The following is a 16,581-nucleotide window of genomic DNA, read 5'->3' on the forward strand; positions in this document are numbered from 1 at the left end:
CGGCTACAGTCCTGCTTCGTTCGCCAGAATCGCCTCCAATTCCTCCGCATCCTCAGCTTCGATGACGCACCTGGCAAGTGCATAGCTGAAGCCCTGGCGCCCCAGTGCCGCAAGATCGCGCTCACGGCGCTCCTCGCGCATAGATCTCTCACGAAAGGGACCAAGCCGCCGTCGGCGGGCAAAAGCCACAGCTGCCTGGAATTCTGAATTCGGCTTTTCTTCCTCCAGCTCCATGAGGGCCGTTTCGATCTGCGAAGCCTCAACCCCCTTTTCGCGCAGCTTGCCCTCGATGGCCCGCGCCGACTTGCCCCTGCGGTGCAGGCTCCGCGCCACCCCACGGGCATAGGCCGCATCGTCCAGGAAACCGTTGCGCCGCAAGCGAAGGATCAGCTCGTCAATCCAGCGCTCGGCCTGCTCGAAGTCTCCGCCATGCACCTCGAAAGAACGTTTCACCTTGCGCCGCAGGATACGCCGAAGATTGGCCTCTGAGCTCACATAGCGCTCCAGATAGAAGAGCGCGGCCCGTTCCAGATAACCTGGCGTTATCCGGCGCGGCTGGCGCCTTTGCTTCGGCTTTGCCTTCTCGTCGGAATCTCGTTCCTGTCGTCTTGTGCCATCCATGAGCGCAGTCTGCCATGTGCCGTACGCAGATGCGAACTGTAACCAGTGCGCTTGTTTCCCGCCTGCGCCGGGTATATCTCCTAGCGCATGACCGAGATCAGTGATACGCCTTCAACCGCCTCGACAGCAACCGCTCAGTCCCGCGCCGAACCCGTCACCCAGGTCGGTCCGCGCCTCTTGGGCCGCTTCAATCTCATGGGGCTCTGGACGCTTTACCTGAAGGAAGTCCGGCGGTTCCTGAACGTCCTGACCCAGACGGTGGTCGCGCCCGTGGTCATGTCACTCCTGTTCCTGGCCGTCTTCACACTGGCGCTTGGCCGGGGTTCCATGTCGGTTGCAGGCATTCCCTATCCGGTCTTCCTGGCGCCCGGCCTGATCATCATGCAGATGCTGCAGAATTCCTTCGCAAACACCTCGTCCTCCCTGGTGATCGCAAAGGTTCAAGGCAATATCGTCGATGTTCTCATGCCGCCCCTTTCACCAGGCGAATTGGTCCTGGGCTATGTGGGCGGCGGCATGACGCGCGGACTGCTGGTGGGATTCGTGGCCGGCCTGGCCGTCTGGCCATTCGTGCGCTATGGCATCCACGATCCGCTTGCCATCATCTATTACGCCATCAACGCATCCATGATGCTCTCGCTTCTGGGGATTCTCGGCGGTGTCTGGGCCGACAAGTTCGATCACATCGCAGCCGTCACGAATTTCGTAATCATGCCCCTGTCCTTCCTGTCCGGGACCTTCTATTCGGTCGAGCGGCTGCCTGATAACTGGGTTTTTGTGGCCCACCTCAATCCCTTCTTCTATCTGATCGACGGCTTTCGCTATGGAATTATCGGTCACAGTGACAGTCCCATCTGGATGGGCGCCCTGATCGTGGCCGTGGTCAATGTTCTGCTCTGGACCCTGACCTATCGGATGATGGCCACGGGCTACAAGCTAAAGCCTTAGGACGGGGGCCCTTTGCACAGGCTGTCTTCCGGTCCCAACTGGCGCGGTCTCTGGGCACTTCTGCGACGTGGGATGGTGCGTTATCTGCGCAGCCTGCCCGAGATGGCCGGTGGAACAGCGGGCATGGGCCTGCTTTTCCTGCTGGTCTTCTCTGTGGCATTGCCGGACGGCACGACCTTTCAGCCCGGTGTTGACGCCCTGCAGTTCCTGGTTCCCGGCCTGATCGCCTGGGGCATGTTTTCTAGCGCCTTCGACAACGTCGGTTTTCCTCTGCTGTTCGATCGCATGGAAGGCATGATTCAGGACATCATGATGGCACCGCTTTCACCGCTGGAACGCCTGGCCGGCTATGTCCTGCCAGGTGTCTGCTGCGGCCTGGTGACCGGCGCGATCATGCTGGGCCTCTTTTCCATCTTCATCGATATACCCCTGTCCACACCCTGGCGCAGCGCCGGTTTCGCACTTGTCGGCTGTGTCCTCTTTTCCCTGATCGGCAGTCTGACCGGACTCTGGGCCGAAAAGTGGGACCAGTTCGCACTGGTGGAGAATTTCCTGGTTCTGCCCCTGGGCCTCCTCTCTGGTGCCTTCTTCACGTTGGACAGCCTGCCCGATACGGGCCAGCTGGCCATTCTCGGCAATCCTGTCTTCCACATCATCGACGGCTTTCGCGGCGGCTTTACCGGAACCACGGAGAGCAGTGGTTGGCTCGGTCCTCTGCTGAGCCTGATGCCGAGCATGCTCCTGTTCTATTTCACCTGGCGTCTCTTTGCGCGGGGCTACCGCATGACCGTCTGAACACAGGCGCGGCGGCGGCTGGAGCCAGCGTTGACAGGTCACGGGCAACCCGGCATCGTCACGCCTTTCCCGTTGTGCGGGCGAAAGCCGCGCAAGCTGACAGCCGCAGAAGATTCAGCCATGGCAGCAGAAGATAAGGATTGCCGACGTGAGTGATGCCTTGATGAACACCTACGCCCGTGCCGACATTGCATTCGAGCGCGGCGAAGGCCCCTATCTGATCACCCGGGAAGGGGATCGCTACCTGGATTTTGCCAGCGGCATTGCCGTAACGTCTCTGGGTCATGCGCATCCACACTTGGTCAAGGCCCTGCAGGAGCAGGCCGCACATTTCTGGCACTGCTCCAACCTGTTCCGCATTCCCGAGGGTGAGCGCCTGGCCGAGCGCCTAGTTGCAAACTCCTTTGCCGACCGTGTCTTCTTCTGCAATTCCGGTGTCGAGGCCTTCGAGGCAGCAACGAAGCTGGTCCGCAAGTACTTCGACGACAGGAACGAGCCGGATCGCTGGCAGGTGATCACCTGCAACGGCGCCTTCCATGGACGTTCCCTCACCGCAATTTCCGCGGCCGGCAACGAGAAGTACATGGCGGGCTTCGCACCACACGTCCCCGGGTTTACCCAAGTGGCCTTTGAAGACCCCGATGAACTGCGCGGCGCCATCACCGACGAAACCGCGGCCATCCTGGTGGAACCGATTCAGGGCGAAGGCGGTATTCGCGCCCCCCAACTGGACTATCTGCGAGCGCTCAGGAAAATCTGCGATGAAGCCGGACTGCTTCTGGTCTTCGACGAAATCCAGTGCGGCATGGGGCGCACGGGAACGCTCTTTGCCTATGAACAGGCCGGCATCGCTCCAGACATCATGATGCTGGCGAAGGGCTTGGGGGGCGGCTTTCCCATCGGCGCCCTCCTGGCCACGGAAGAGGTTTCCAGCTCCTTTGGTCCCGGCAACCACGGCACGACCTTCGGCGGCAATCCCCTGGCCATGGCCTGCGGCAATGCCGTGATGGACGTGATGCTGGAAGCAGGATTCCTGGAACAGGTACAGACGGTCAGCCACACCCTGCGCGGACAACTGGACACATTGATACAGGAACACCCGGACGTTTATGCCGAGGTACGCGGAATGGGATTGCTACTCGGCTTGCGCTGTGCGGTGCCCAATACGGATGTGATTGCGGCCCTGCGCCAGAAGGGTCTGCTGGCGGTCGGGGCGGGCGACAATGTTGTTCGCCTTCTCCCGCCGCTCATCATCACCGATGCCGAGATTGAAAAGGCGATTGGCATTCTGAATTCAGTGGCGGAAGACTTTCGTCAAGCGGCGGAGTAACATCATGTCCAGCGCAAGTGAAACCGGACTGCGTCACTTTCTTGACCTTGATACCTTCTCGTCGGAGGAACTGCGGAAAATCCTGGACCTGGGCAAGGCCTGCAAATCCGGACGCGCCGGAGCGGAGAAACCGCTGGCCGGAAAGTCCCTGGCCATGATCTTCGAAAAACCCTCGACACGAACCCGTGTCTCCTTCGAGGTCGGCATACGCCAGTTGGGCGGTGAGCCCATAGTTCTGGAACCCAGCGGATCACAGCTCGGTCGCGGTGAGACGGTTGCCGACACGGCACGTGTGCTCTCCCGCTATGTGGATGCCATCATGATCCGTACCACCAAGGAAGAAAAGCTGCTGGAGCTTGCGGAATTTGCCACGGTCCCGGTGATCAATGGCCTAACCGACCGCACGCACCCCTGTCAGTTGATGGCAGATGTCATGACCTTCGAAGAGCACCTGGGACCCATCGAGGGGAAAACCGTCGTCTGGTCGGGTGACGGCAACAACATGGCAACCTCGTGGATTCATGCAGCGGTTCGCTTTGGATTCGAGTTGCGTTTGGCCTGCCCGGCCGCTCTTTCACCGCCGCGCGAGGTCGTGGCCTGGGGACAGCAGGAAGGCGGCCAGATCCTGGTCACCGACGATGTGAAGTCTGCCATGCAGGACGCCGATTGCGTCGTCACCGATACCTGGGTGTCCATGGGCGATGATGTCGGCGATTCCATGCGCCGCCACAATCTTCTCAAGCCATTCCAGGTCACCGAGGACCTGTTGGCCCTGGCCAAGGAAGAAGCCATATTCATGCACTGCCTGCCTGCGCATCGCGAACAGGAGGTGACCACTGCTGTCATAGATGGCCCGCGTTCCGCTGTTTGGGACGAAGCTGAAAACCGTTTGCACGCGCAGAAAGGAATCCTGCTCTGGTGTCTGGCATGAGTGAAGAGGTACGTCCCGTCGACTACACGCCTGATGACAACCTGGTTCAGCCCTTCCTGATCGAGCGAACCGGCATCCGGGGACGCTATGTCCGTCTCGGAACTGTGCTCGATACCATCCTTGAGCGCGCAAATCTGCCGGATCCCGTCGCCTCACTGCTCGGGGAACTGGTGGCCCTGGGCAGCCTTCTGGGCAGCACCCTGAAGTACGACGGCATCTTCACGCTGCAGGTCAAGGCGGATGGTGCACTCAAGACAATGGTCAGCGACATGACCAGCAGTGGCAGCCTGCGCGGTTATGTCGGATATGATGCAGAGGCTGTGACGCAGTTGCGCCAGGAAGTAGGCGACCAACCGGAAGACATCGTGGAATGGCTGGGCGATGGCTACATGGCCTTCACCGTGGATCAGGGCGAGAACAGCGAACGCTATCAAGGCATGGTGGAACTGCAGGGCCCGCGCCTGGCAGATTCCCTGCGCCACTATTTTCGGCAGTCCCAACAGATCAATGCCGGCATCCTGGTCGCGGTCCGTCGCACCGAAGAGGGCTGGCGTGGTGGGGCCGTGCTGCTTGAACGCCTGCCGGACAGTGCCAAAGGCGATGTCACCGATATTTCTGAGGAAGACTGGCGCCGCGCCCTGATTCTCATGTCCAGCTGTACCGAGGAAGAGCTCGTCGATCCGTCCATCTCGGCGGAGCGGTTGATCTTCCGCCTGTTCCACGAGGACGGAGTCAGGGTTTTCGAGTCGCAGAAACTCGATTCCAACTGTCGCTGTTCACGAGAGAAGGTGCTGAACGTGGTTTGCTCGCTCCCTGAGGATCAGGTGCGCGAACTCAGTCATGAAGACGGCTCGGTTACCATGAAATGCGAGTTCTGCAACACCGACTATCATCTTACGCCGCAGGAGCTTGACGCGCTTTTGCAGAGTAAGGGCGCGTCAGAGACCTGATCCCGGCTATCTGGAGTAAGCCATGTGTCTTGGCTTTGCCTTATTCTGTTTCTAGGAAGACAGACGGAAAAAGCGTCCTGGCCAACAAGAACTCGAGGTCTCAAAACTATGTCGCCCCTTTCCCGTCGTTCGCTTCTGGCGTCACTGGCCGCTGTGGTCGCCCTGCCCGCTTGTGAAATGACTCCGCCACAAAACAACTACGCGGAAATTGGTTTCGGTCATCTGCAGCCCCTGAAACTCCAAGTGAACAGCATAGATATCCAGCGGGTCTATCAAATGCCCCGGGAAGCCCCTCATGTCGGCCATCGCTTCCCTGATCCCCTGCCGGATGTTGCAGAACGTTGGGGCCGACAGCGCCTGAAGGCCGCTGGTGGAGAGGCACAGGCACGCTTCAGGATCCTGGAAGCTTCCGTCATCGAGGAAGAGCTGCCCACAACCCAGGGACTGAAACGTTTTTTCGTGATTGACCAGAGCGAACGCTATCAAGGGCGCTTGCGCGTCGAACTTGAAGTGAACGATCGCCTGAGCGGACAAAGCAAGAGCATAAGTGCCGATGTGCGGCGCTCCGTAACCGTCCCCGAAGATGCAAGCCTGACCGAGCGCGAAGCCATTTGGTTCCAGCTGACCGAAGACCTGATGCGGCGCTTTGACCGCGAGATGGAACAGGCCATGCGGCAAAACCTGGGAGAATGGCTGCAAGGCTGATAGATTTTATCGTGTGCTACTCACAGCTTTTCATGCTTCAGGGGATGGTTCCCAGTCCCGCATGTTTTTCAGCCGCAAGGGGATGACTTTGAACCTTCGCGAACCAATTCTTATGATAAAGCTGGAGATGACAGAAAAGTGTCCAGGATGATCTCATGAAACGTCTTTCCGCTGCATTCGCCGTCCTTCTGACAGGCGGAATCCTTGCCGGCTGCACCGCGGTTACCATGGACCCGGTCACCATTGAGCCTTCATACAAGGTCACTGATCTCTGGTGGGCGGGAAAGGATGATGGCTTGCCGCTTTCAGTCAACGGAACACCCTATGGCCTGAGTTCGGAAAAAGCCGCCGAATCCTTCTCGGATCACATGCGTGTGCCTGGCTATGCGCCACAGGTGGCGATTCGTCCACGAAACTCCGAAGATTCCTCGCGTAGCTGGGGTGTGGCCCTGGCCTTCGACACACCGGAAAGCACGGCAGCCAGTGAAGTCTGTGGCACAACACGCGGACACGAGCTGGAAAGTGTCGCGAGCGCCGATGGACAGCCCCACAGGGTCTTTGCAGCCTACTGTCGAGGCGGCAGTCGCGTGACAAGTACGCGTGTGACCCTGCCCGAAGGGATCACGGGGCCAGACGACCCCCGGCTGCACCGCAGCCTTCAGGATATCAGTCGCGCGCTGTTCCCCCGCAACAACCCCAATCTGGATGACCGGGACAACCAGGGGAACGACTGGAACAGCTGACTCCGGGCGAGCCAGGCGGAAACCAGAACAAAACCCTGCATTGGCACAACGATCTGTTTTACCTGCAGGGGAAATGCTGGCATAGTGCCGCGCGTCGGTCTGCCAGACCGCGTTGTCAAGCCTATGCGGAACGTGATCCAGATGAAAACAAGCCAGCTCTTCCGGTTCTTTGCCGTTGTGAGTCTTTCCGGTCTGCTCCTCGCCTGCTCCTCCACGGAGAGGGAGTACGACTATCCTGTGGAAACGGACAGGAGAGGACGTACCGTCTATCAGTCCGAGACGGAGCCCGGGGTTTTCGGGACAGACGGTATCCTTCTAGTCGGCGAGCGCGAACAGGACCCTCAGCAAGGGGGCGGTGGCTCCGGGATTGGCGTGAATGCCTATCTCTGGCGCGCCTCGCTGGACACCCTGTCTTTCATGCCCCTGGCCTCGGCAGATCCCTTCGGAGGTGTGATCCTGACAGAATGGTACACGCCGCCCGAAACTCCGGATGAACGCTTCAAGGTCAACATCTTCATTTTGGGACGCGACCTGCGCGCAGACGGTGTACGCGCGACGGTCTTCCGTCAGGAACGCGACCAGAATGGAAGCTGGGTTGATGCCGAAGTAGAGCCGGAAAGCAATCGGGAGATCGAGGATTCCATCCTGACCCGTGCGCGTGAATTGCGTATTGCCGGCTTGAATTGAACAAGGGTTTTGCCTCCACAAACCGACCCGATCCCTAGCCAGTAAAGAAGGCGGAAAGAGGTTCACGGCGATACGCCGCTCGCCGGAAAATGGCTCCGCGGCGCAGCCCTGTGAAATCCGCCGCGGACCAGAAAATATGAGCCGTTATAATCCGAAGGAAACCGAAACCAAGTGGCAGAAAGCCTGGGAGACGGCCGACTGCTTCCTGACAAAGACGGATCCCGAGCGTCCCAAATACTACGTCCTTGAGATGTTTCCCTATCCGTCCGGGCGCATCCACATGGGACATGTGCGCAACTACACGATCGGGGATGTAATCGCGCGCTTCAAGCGGGCCCGTGGTTTCAATGTGCTCCATCCCATGGGGTGGGATGCCTTCGGACTTCCGGCCGAGAACGCAGCGGCCGAACGCGGCGTACACCCGGCCGACTGGACCTATTCCAACATCGACGCCATGCGTTCGCAGTTGAAGTCCATGGGACTGTCCATCGACTGGAGCCGAGAGTTTGCCACCTGCCACCCCGGCTATTACAGCCACCAGCAGGCCCTCTTCCTGGATTTCATGCAGTCTGGGCTGATCGAGCGCCGGGAATCCTGGGTCAACTGGGATCCCGTGGATCAGACCGTGCTGGCCAATGAACAGGTGATCGACGGCAAGGGCTGGCGCTCGGGTGCGGATATCGAGCGGCGCCGCCTTTCCCAGTGGTTTTTCCGCATCACCGCCTTCTCCGACGAACTTCTGGAGGGCCTGGAGAGTCTTGATCGCTGGCCCGAGAAGGTCCGGCTGATGCAGCAGAACTGGATCGGACGCTCGGAGGGCGCACGTGTCTTCTTCGATATCGAAGGCCGCGAAGCGCCCCTGGAAGTTTTCAGCACCCGTCCGGATACCCTGTATGGGGCCACCTTCGGGGCGCTTTCCCCTCATCACCCGCTTGCTGCCGAACTGGCTGAGCAAGATCCCGCTCTCAAGGATTTCATTGCCGAGTGCGATCGCCTGGGCACCAGTGAAGAGGCAATCGAGAAAGCGGACAAGCGCGGCTATGACACGGGCCTGCGTATGCGCCATCCCCTCATCGAGGGCAAGACACTGCCGCTCTACGTTGCCAACTTCATTCTTGTCGAATACGGCACCGGCGCGATTTTCGGCTGTCCCGCCCATGACCAGCGCGACCTGGACTTTGCCCGCAAATACGGCCTGGATGTCATTCCTGTGGTGCGCCCGAAGGACGTGCCGTCTGCCGAATGGAGTATCGAGAATGAAGCCTACACAGGCGAAGGCGTGCTCTGTAATTCCGATTTCCTGGATGACCTGCCGGTGGCGGATGCCAAGCGCAAGGTGATCGAGCGTCTGGAACAGGATGGCCATGGTCAGGGCACGGTTCAGTTTCGCCTGCGCGATTGGGGTGTTTCGAGACAGCGCTACTGGGGCTGTCCCATACCGGTCATTCACTGCCCCGAGTGTGGGGCCGTTCCGGTGCCCAAGGAGCAACTGCCCATAGAACTGCCCCGTGACGTTACCTTCGACAAGCCCGGCAATCCCCTGGATCATCACCCGACCTGGAAGCATGTAAACTGTCCTCGTTGCGGAGAAGCGGCCCAGCGGGATACTGATACCATGGACACCTTCGTGGATTCCTCGTGGTATTTTGCACGCTTTTGCAGCCCGCGTTCGGAGGATACACCCCTTGTTCGCCGGGATGTGGACTATTGGCTGCCGGTGGATCAGTACGTTGGTGGAATTGAGCATGCCATTCTTCACCTGCTCTATTCCCGCTTCTTCACGCGCGGCCTGAAAAAGGCAGGCTACCTGAATGTCGAGGAGCCCTTTTCCGGGCTGTTCACCCAAGGCATGGTCTGTCACGAAACCTATCGCGGACAGGATGGTCGCTGGTTGGGACCTGAGGACGTCACGCGCGATTCGGCGGGTTCACTTGTGGACTCCTCCGGCAACCCGGTCACAGTCGGCCGGGTCGAAAAGATGAGCAAATCCAAGCGCAACACTGTCGATCCAGCCGAGATCATTAGCAGCTATGGCGCTGATACGGCACGCTGGTTCATGCTGTCCGACAGCCCGCCGGATCGTGAAATGGAGTGGACGGACGCGGGCATTGAGGGCGCCTGGCGCTTTACTCAGCGTCTCTGGCGCCTGGTGCGCGAGATGACCGACGATGACGTGTTACCAGCAGCCGGTAGTGCGGCCCCGAAAGCCTTCGGTGAAAAGGCTCTTGGCCTGCGTCGACAGGTTCACAAGACAATCCAGGGCCTGACCGAAGACATCGAGGCCTTTCATTTCAACAAGGCTGTGGCCCGCCTCTATGAACTGACGAATACGCTGTCCTCAGCCTCGGCTTCGCGGAACGAAGACGGCATGGGCTGGGCGCTCCGCGAAGGTTGCGAGAGCCTGGTTCGCCTGATCGCGCCGATGATGCCGCATCTGGCTGAAGAGTTGTGGCAGGCCCTGGGTCGCGATGGCCTGCTGGCCGAGCAGGATTGGCCCATGGCGGATACCAGCTTGATTCAGGACGAAACGGTTACCATTGCCGTCCAGGTCAACGGCAAACTGCGCGCCAAGCTTCAGCAACCACGTGACAGTGAAGAAAGCGTGCTGCGTGAAGCCGCTCTAGGCGATGAAACCGTTCAACGCTATCTTGAGGGCAAGCAGCCGCGTAAAGTGGTTGTCGTGCCGAACCGGATCGTCAATGTCGTACTCTAGGAAGCTCTTTGCGCTGGCAATCGTCCTGACGGCAGGAATGCTGCTTGCTGCCTGCTCCGTGCGGCCGCTTTATGCACCGGGCGGCATGGGAGAAACCAGCCAGGAGGCATTTTCTTCAATCCGCATAGCACCCATCCCGGACCGGGAAGGCCAGATCCTGCACAACAAGCTGCGCAACCTGCTCAATCCCTATGGACAACCCAGTGATCCAGACTATGTCCTGGTGGTCCGACTTCGGGAATCCCGAGACTTTACGGCCGTGCGGCGCAGTGAAACGGCGACCCGCGAGAACCTTACCATCGAAGCCAATTTTGCGCTTCAGGACAGTCAAACACGTCAAGACCAGACCCGTGGACTGGCCATTGGCACCGTCGGATACAACGTCAATCCATCAGGTTTCGCCACCTATGTTTCCGAACAGGACGGCAAGGAAAGGGCCCTGGAGGGACTTGCCCAGGAGATCCGCCGGCGCGTCGGGCTTTACTTCGCTGCCCGTGAGGAAGGTATCGGACCGGATACACATATACAGGGCCCCTCACCTGAAGCCTGGTCCACCTATGACGAGGATGACGAGGACGAAGCCACGTTCCAGGGCGATGAGTAATAACCCGTCTCTACATGGACACATGCCTGAACAATGGAACTGAAGGGCGATCAGTTCGACAAGAAGATGAAGGCTGGCCCTCTCAATTTCCGGGCCCTGCTGTTCTATGGGCCGGATCGTGGACTTGTGGAAGAACGGGCGAATGCGGCTGTACGCTCGGTCCTGGGGCATATCGAGGATCCCTTCCGCCTTGTCGAACTCACACCGGCCCAATTGAAGGACGAGCCTGCACGCCTGAATGACGAGGCCTCATCCCTGTCCTTTTCCGGCGGCCAACGCGTCATTCGCCTGCGTGGACTGGGCAATGACGCCGGATTGCTGCGAGATTACCTGGCTGAGCTTCCCGGCGAAGCGCTGCTCGTTGCTGAAGCCGGTGAAATACCCCGAAAATCGGAATTGGTGAAGCTCTTCGAGAAGGGCGACGACTCCGTGGGTGCGGTTGCCTGTTACCGTGATGAAGGCGCCAGCCTGGGCCGCTTCATCGATGCCTTCTTCCAGGAACAGGGGCAGCAGCTGGACAAGGACGCGCGCAGCTATCTGGCGGCCAATCTGGGTGGCGATCGGCAACTGACGCGTCGCGAGCTCGAGAAGCTGTCCCTATACGCCGGGGGCAAGCACAGCATAGACCTGGAAGATGCGCGCACGAGCATCGGGGATTCCGCAGCCCTTTCACTGGATGATCTTTCTTTTGCCGTTGCCGAGGGACGCCTTTCCGAACTCGACCGCGCGCTGAATCGCAGCCTGGATGAAGGGGCCAATCCCGTGGCGGTCCTTCGGACGGTTTCGCGTCATTTTCAGCGACTCCACCTCACCTCGGGTCTTCTTGCAAACGGTGAGGACATCGACTCGGCCATGAAAAAGCTGCGGCCGCCGGTCTTCTGGAAAGTGGCCGATCGTTTCAAGGCTCAGGTCCGCGCCTGGCCAAGAGGTCACCTGACCCGCGCACTCGAACGCCTGATGGAGACCGAAGCGGCCTGCAAGAAGACAGGTGCGGCCGATAATCTGCTTTGCTCCGACAGCCTGTTTGCAATAGCGCGGGGCGCACCCATGCAACGCAAGCAGGCACGCTCACCTCAACGCTAGAGCGGATCACGCTTTGCCTACATCAGCGCCAGGGAAAGCGCTTACTCATGGAATACGGAATTCACAAACCACTGCCCTGGGCCGGTGCCTGATTGAGACGCCGCAGCACATCATCAAGCTGGTCGAGCGTGTCATAATGTACCGTGAGGATGCCGCCTTCACCCGTGCCATGAAGCGCAATATTCACCTTCAATCCCAGCAGGGATGAAAGATCGCGTTCCAGGGCCAATGTATCGGAATCCTTTGCAGACTCTGTCTTTTCCGCCCTTCGCCTTGTGCCGCCTGTTGCAGATTTACTCTTACCGTCTGTTTGCGCGCCGCCCTTTCGATTGCTGACCAACCGCTCCGTATCCCGAACGGTCAAACCGCGACGCACTACCTCTTCGGACAGCGCTTCCGGATCCTCCGCAGACAGCAGGGCGCGTGCATGACCAGCCGACAGGCTGCCCTCTCCAACACGTTCCTTCACCCGGTCCGGCAGATTCAGCAGGCGCAAGGTATTGGCAATGTGGGGGCGGCTTTTTCCGATAAGCCGGCTCAATTCTTCCTGGCTGTGTGAAAAGTCGTCGATGAGCCGGCGATAGCCTTCCGCCTCCTCGATGGGGTCCAGATCCTGCCGCTGGACGTTTTCGACAATGGCCAGTTCAAGTGCCGTCCCATCATCCAGCTCGCGCACCAGGATCGGAACTTCGTGCAATTGGGCGCGTTGAGCGGCACGCCAGCGGCGTTCACCCGCGATGATCTCGTACTCCGACGGACGTTCGGGATGCCGGCGCACAAGTATGGCCTGCAGGAGGCCCTGGGATTTGATGGATTCTGCAAGGGAATCCAGGGCCGCTTCATCGAAATGACGTCGGGGCTGCACCCGGCTGGGATGCAGATGCTCGATCGGAACGGTTTTGTTGGCGCGCTGACGATCCAGATCTGCATAGTCCCCTGCTGCTTCCCCAAGCAGCGAGGCCAGGCCACGTCCCAGGTTGTTGCGCTTCGACGACTGGGATTCGCTCATTTCTGTTTGTGCTCCTTTTTCAACGCACCTCGAACGACCAATACAACAAGGTCAGGACGCTAGGGCTTCCGTTGGCAGGGCACGCCCTTCACGACGCAAGACTTCGCGAGCCAAATGGAGGTAAGCCTGAGAGCCCGCACAACGCAGGTCATAGAGCAGGACCGGCTTGCCATGGGACGGCGCTTCGGAAACGCGGACATTTCGTGGAATGACCGTTTCGTACACCCGCTCGCCCAGGAAAGCGCGAACGTCATCCGCGACCATGTTGCACAAGTTGTTGCGGCTATCGAACATGGTTAGCACGACTCCTTGAAGTTCCAGGTCTGGGTTCAGGGTCTGCCGCACACGTTCAACGGTTTTCAAAAGATGACTTAGACCCTCCAAGGCATAGAACTCTGCCTGTAAGGGCACCACCAGCGCATGAGCAGCGACCAGAGCGTTGACTGTCAACAACCCCAATGCAGGCGGACAGTCGATCAGGATGTAATCCCAGGCGCGCGAGCTGCGCAACAAGGCCTCGGCAAGGCGGCGGTCGCGCTGCGGCAGGTTGACCAGTTCCAGCTCAGCCCCGGACAACTCTACGGAGGACGGCAGGATATCCAAGTTTGGAACCCGGCTTGGTAGGACAATGTCATCGATTTCCGATGAAGCATGCAGAACTTCGTAGACCGTCCGACGGGATTCGTCATGGTCAAGTCCAAGACCTGTCGTCGCATTGGCCTGGGGATCCAGATCGATGATCAGGACCTTCTCACCACAGGCTGCCAGAGCTGTGGCGAGATTTATGGCCGTCGTGGTCTTGCCGACACCGCCCTTCTGGTTGGCTACGGCCAGAATACGGGGTTCCGATCGCGTGTGCTTGGCAGTGCTGTCGCTCATGAAGCTGTCCCTGATCAACGAGTGAACGGACCGAGACGGAGAATCCGGCCCTCCTTGTCGGAGCGGCTGGTCATGACCTCCGCTTTGCAAGGATCCGCTGGCATCTTCCCCGCTTTCCGTAAAAGCGTCAATTCTTCATCCAAACTGGCGCCCTTCAGGAATAGGCAATAGCCCCCATCCATGAGGTGTGGTCTGGCATAATCAACAAGCCGTTCCAGGCTGGCGCAGGCACGGGCCGTGACATACGCCATCTTGGGAAGTTCCATGCTTTCGATACGTTGGTTATGAATGATTGCCGAACTTCCTGTTTCACGTGAAACTTCCCTCAGAAAAGTGCATTTCCGGGTGTCGGATTCCACCAAATGTACCTCGCCCGCCCCCAGAAGACTGAGTACCAGCCCGGGGAATCCTGCTCCGCTGCCCAGATCCAGCACCCGCCTCGGTGCATCTGGCAGGAAGGAAAGCAGTTGTGCCGAATCCAGAAAATGACGCCGCCAAAGATCCGGGACTGTCGCGCGGCCAACCAGATTAATCCGCGCGTTCCATTTCTCGAGAAGCGTCGCGTAAATCCGAAAGCGCTCCAATGTTTCACGTGAAACATCCAGGTCCCGGGCGAAATCGTTTTCCGTATAGCAAGTCACGCAGCAGTCTCACGCAGCAGCGGAGCGTCGGCGCCGCACGTGCCGCAACAGAAGCAACGTGGCCGCTGGCGTTACCCCTGGAATGCGCCCGGCTGCGCCCAGTGTTGCCGGACGCGCGATCTCGAGTTTCTCCCGAACCTCGTTTGACAGGCCCACAATCTGGCCATAATCCAGGTCTCCCGGCAGTTCCAGGGCCTCATCCTTGCGGTAGGCCCGTATATCCGCGTCCTGGCGTTCCAGATAGGCGGCATAGCGAGCATCAGTCGCGATCTGTTCCGCGATCGACGTCTTCAACTGAGTCAATTCGGGCCAATACTGTTTCAACCGCTCAAGCGTGATCTCGGGATAACGCAAAAGGTCAAAGGCATTGCGCCGCTGGCCATCTCGATTGATGGCGAATCCGGCCTTACGCAAGGCATCGGGCGTGGCCACCAACGACTGGACAAGCTGCAGAGCTTCTTCGAGTTCTCTTTTGCGCGCCGCATGACGTTTCTGGCGAGGGCCTTCAACGCACCCCCAGGATAGTCCCTTATCCGTCAGACGCTGGTCCGCGTTGTCGGCGCGCAAATGCAGACGATACTCGGCCCGGCTCGTGAACATGCGATAGGGTTCCGTCACCCCGCGCGTGATCAAGTCATCAATGAGAACACCGATATAAGCTTCCGCCCGATCCAACTGGACCGGTGTCTCCTGCCCTCCGGCCCTCAAAGCAGCATTGAGACCAGCTATAAGTCCTTGGGCTGCAGCTTCTTCATAGCCGGTCGTGCCATTGATCTGGCCCGCGAGATAGAGTCCCGGGATCCGTGCTGTCTGGAGATCCCGCCCCAACTCGCGGGGATCCACATAATCATATTCAATGGCATAGCCCGGCTGCAGTATCCGAGCCGCCTCCAATCCGGGAATGGTCTTCAGAAGTGACGCCTGGACATCCTCCGGCAGCGACGTCGAGATCCCATTGGGATAAACCGTGGAATCGTCCAGACCTTCCGGCTCCAGAAATATCTGATGTTTGTCCTTATCCGCAAACCGAACGACCTTGTCCTCAATCGAGGGACAGTAACGTGGGCCTGTGGACCCAATCTGTCCTGAATACAAAGGAGCGCGATGAAGGTTGTCCCGTATCAGGGCATGGCTAGCAGACGAGGTGTGCGTGATATGACAGCTGATCTGTGGCTGCTGGATCCGGTCCGTCATCCAGGAAAAGGGTTCCGGCGGATCGTCACCAGGCTGCACGTCCAGCACATCATAATTGATGCTGTTCCCATCCAGCCGCGGCGGGGTTCCCGTTTTCAAGCGTCCCAGGGAAAAACCGGCCTGCTCCAACCTCAAGGCCAGGCCTCTGGCCGGTTCATCGCCCACACGACCCGCAGGAATCTTTCGATCCCCGATGTGAATCAAGCCGCGCAGAAAGGTGCCTGTGGTCAAGACCACGCTTGCTCCCGAAAGCGCCTGGCCATCGGCGGTCACGACCCCTTGGCATCGGCCATTCTCCACGAGCAGATCCTCGACGGCAGCTTCCAAAATGACCAGGTTCTCCTGTTGCGACAGCAGGGTCTGGATTGCCTCCCTATAGAGGCGCCGATCGGCTTGGGCGCGCGGCCCACGAACCGCCGGGCCCTTGCTGCGATTCAGGGTCCGGAACTGGATCCCCGCCTGGTCGATGGCACGCCCCATAAGGCCGTCCAGCGCATCAACCTCGCGCGCCAGGTGCCCCTTTCCCAACCCGCCAATCGCCGGGTTGCAGGACATAACCCCCAAGGTCGATTTCTTGTGGGTGACCAGCAGGGTGCTTGCGCCACAGCGTGCCGCCGCGGCTGCGGCTTCACAACCGGCATGACCGCCGCCGACAACAATCACATCCCAGAGTTCTTGTTTTCCCATCATGGGCGGAAAATGCGCGACAGGCCCGTGCCAAGTCAAGCTGACAAAGGGCGGTTGATCG

At 59.5% G+C, this 16,581-nt stretch carries 16 protein-coding genes; 11 read left to right on the top strand and 5 right to left on the bottom strand.

Annotated elements, in window-relative coordinates; all coding sequences use genetic code 11:
- Window positions 1-3: 3 nt before the first annotated feature.
- Entirely contained in the window at window positions 4-621 is a 618-nt protein-coding gene (locus G502_RS19025) for a regulatory protein RecX (protein ID WP_022727874.1), read from the bottom strand.
- Window positions 622-816: 195 nt separating this feature from the next.
- Between G502_RS19025 and G502_RS0106625 the strand changes: the two genes are divergently transcribed.
- The 11 genes from G502_RS0106625 (at window position 817) to holA (ending at window position 12,110) form a co-directional block, all read left to right on the top strand.
- Window positions 817-1,569 carry an ABC transporter permease gene (locus tag G502_RS0106625; RefSeq protein WP_051152097.1) on the top strand — a complete coding sequence of 251 codons (753 nt, stop codon included), beginning with the start codon at window positions 817-819 and terminating at the stop codon, window positions 1,567-1,569.
- Between the two features lie 12 nt (window positions 1,570-1,581).
- Window positions 1,582-2,364, top strand: a complete 783-nt coding sequence (locus tag G502_RS19030; RefSeq protein ID WP_022727876.1) for an ABC transporter permease — start codon at window positions 1,582-1,584, stop codon at window positions 2,362-2,364.
- 148 nt (window positions 2,365-2,512) lie between these two features.
- Window positions 2,513-3,694 (top strand): aspartate aminotransferase family protein, encoded by a 1,182-nt coding sequence (locus tag G502_RS0106635; protein ID WP_022727877.1) that lies wholly within the window; start codon window positions 2,513-2,515, stop codon window positions 3,692-3,694.
- A 4-nt stretch (window positions 3,695-3,698) separates the two neighbouring features.
- The gene (gene argF, locus G502_RS0106640) at window positions 3,699-4,625 is read left to right on the top strand and encodes an ornithine carbamoyltransferase (RefSeq protein ID WP_022727878.1); all 927 of its coding nucleotides are present in this window, start codon (window positions 3,699-3,701) and stop codon (window positions 4,623-4,625) included.
- Window positions 4,622-5,575 carry an Hsp33 family molecular chaperone HslO gene (hslO, locus tag G502_RS0106645; RefSeq protein ID WP_022727879.1) on the top strand — a complete coding sequence of 318 codons (954 nt, stop codon included), beginning with the start codon at window positions 4,622-4,624 and terminating at the stop codon, window positions 5,573-5,575. Before argF ends, hslO begins: the two co-directional genes overlap by 4 nt.
- A 108-nt stretch (window positions 5,576-5,683) precedes the next feature.
- Window positions 5,684-6,280 (top strand): hypothetical protein, encoded by a 597-nt coding sequence (locus G502_RS0106650; protein WP_022727880.1) that lies wholly within the window; start codon window positions 5,684-5,686, stop codon window positions 6,278-6,280.
- Window positions 6,281-6,435: 155 nt separating this feature from the next.
- On the top strand, window positions 6,436-7,023 hold the full coding sequence (locus tag G502_RS0106655) for a hypothetical protein (RefSeq protein ID WP_022727881.1): 588 nt from the start codon (window positions 6,436-6,438) through the stop codon (window positions 7,021-7,023).
- 141 nt (window positions 7,024-7,164) lie between these two features.
- The gene (locus G502_RS0106660; protein WP_026989164.1) at window positions 7,165-7,710 is read left to right on the top strand and encodes a DUF3576 domain-containing protein; all 546 of its coding nucleotides are present in this window, start codon (window positions 7,165-7,167) and stop codon (window positions 7,708-7,710) included.
- A 136-nt stretch (window positions 7,711-7,846) separates the two neighbouring features.
- The gene (leuS, locus tag G502_RS0106665; RefSeq protein ID WP_022727883.1) at window positions 7,847-10,423 is read left to right on the top strand and encodes a leucine--tRNA ligase; all 2,577 of its coding nucleotides are present in this window, start codon (window positions 7,847-7,849) and stop codon (window positions 10,421-10,423) included.
- Window positions 10,410-11,027: an LPS assembly lipoprotein LptE gene (gene lptE / locus G502_RS0106670; RefSeq protein ID WP_162140953.1), complete on the top strand. Its 618-nt coding sequence runs from the start codon at window positions 10,410-10,412 to the stop codon at window positions 11,025-11,027. The genes leuS and lptE overlap by 14 nt, the downstream gene beginning before the upstream one ends.
- 33 nt (window positions 11,028-11,060) lie before the next feature.
- A complete protein-coding gene (gene holA / locus G502_RS0106675) occupies window positions 11,061-12,110 on the top strand; it encodes a DNA polymerase III subunit delta (RefSeq protein WP_022727885.1) in 1,050 nt (349 codons plus the stop codon).
- Window positions 12,111-12,171: 61 nt separating this feature from the next.
- Here the strand turns inward: holA and G502_RS0106680 are convergent, their stop codons facing one another.
- From G502_RS0106680 to mnmG, 4 genes are read right to left on the bottom strand one after another with little or no spacing between them, the layout of a single operon-like run.
- Window positions 12,172-13,119: a ParB/RepB/Spo0J family partition protein gene (locus G502_RS0106680; protein WP_022727886.1), complete on the bottom strand. Its 948-nt coding sequence runs from the start codon at window positions 13,117-13,119 to the stop codon at window positions 12,172-12,174.
- A gap of 51 nt (window positions 13,120-13,170) precedes the next feature.
- Window positions 13,171-13,998 carry a ParA family protein gene (locus G502_RS0106685; protein WP_022727887.1) on the bottom strand — a complete coding sequence of 276 codons (828 nt, stop codon included), beginning with the start codon at window positions 13,996-13,998 and terminating at the stop codon, window positions 13,171-13,173.
- Between the two features lie 14 nt (window positions 13,999-14,012).
- A complete protein-coding gene (rsmG, locus tag G502_RS0106690; RefSeq protein ID WP_022727888.1) occupies window positions 14,013-14,639 on the bottom strand; it encodes a 16S rRNA (guanine(527)-N(7))-methyltransferase RsmG in 627 nt (208 codons plus the stop codon).
- Window positions 14,640-14,648: 9 nt separating this feature from the next.
- Window positions 14,649-16,523 (bottom strand): tRNA uridine-5-carboxymethylaminomethyl(34) synthesis enzyme MnmG, encoded by a 1,875-nt coding sequence (mnmG, locus tag G502_RS0106695; RefSeq protein WP_022727889.1) that lies wholly within the window; start codon window positions 16,521-16,523, stop codon window positions 14,649-14,651.
- Window positions 16,524-16,581 lie beyond the last annotated feature (58 nt).

Source organism: Fodinicurvata sediminis DSM 21159 (genome assembly GCF_000420625.1).
In the GTDB taxonomy this organism is placed as follows: Bacteria; Pseudomonadota; Alphaproteobacteria; order Kiloniellales; family DSM-21159; genus Fodinicurvata; species Fodinicurvata sediminis.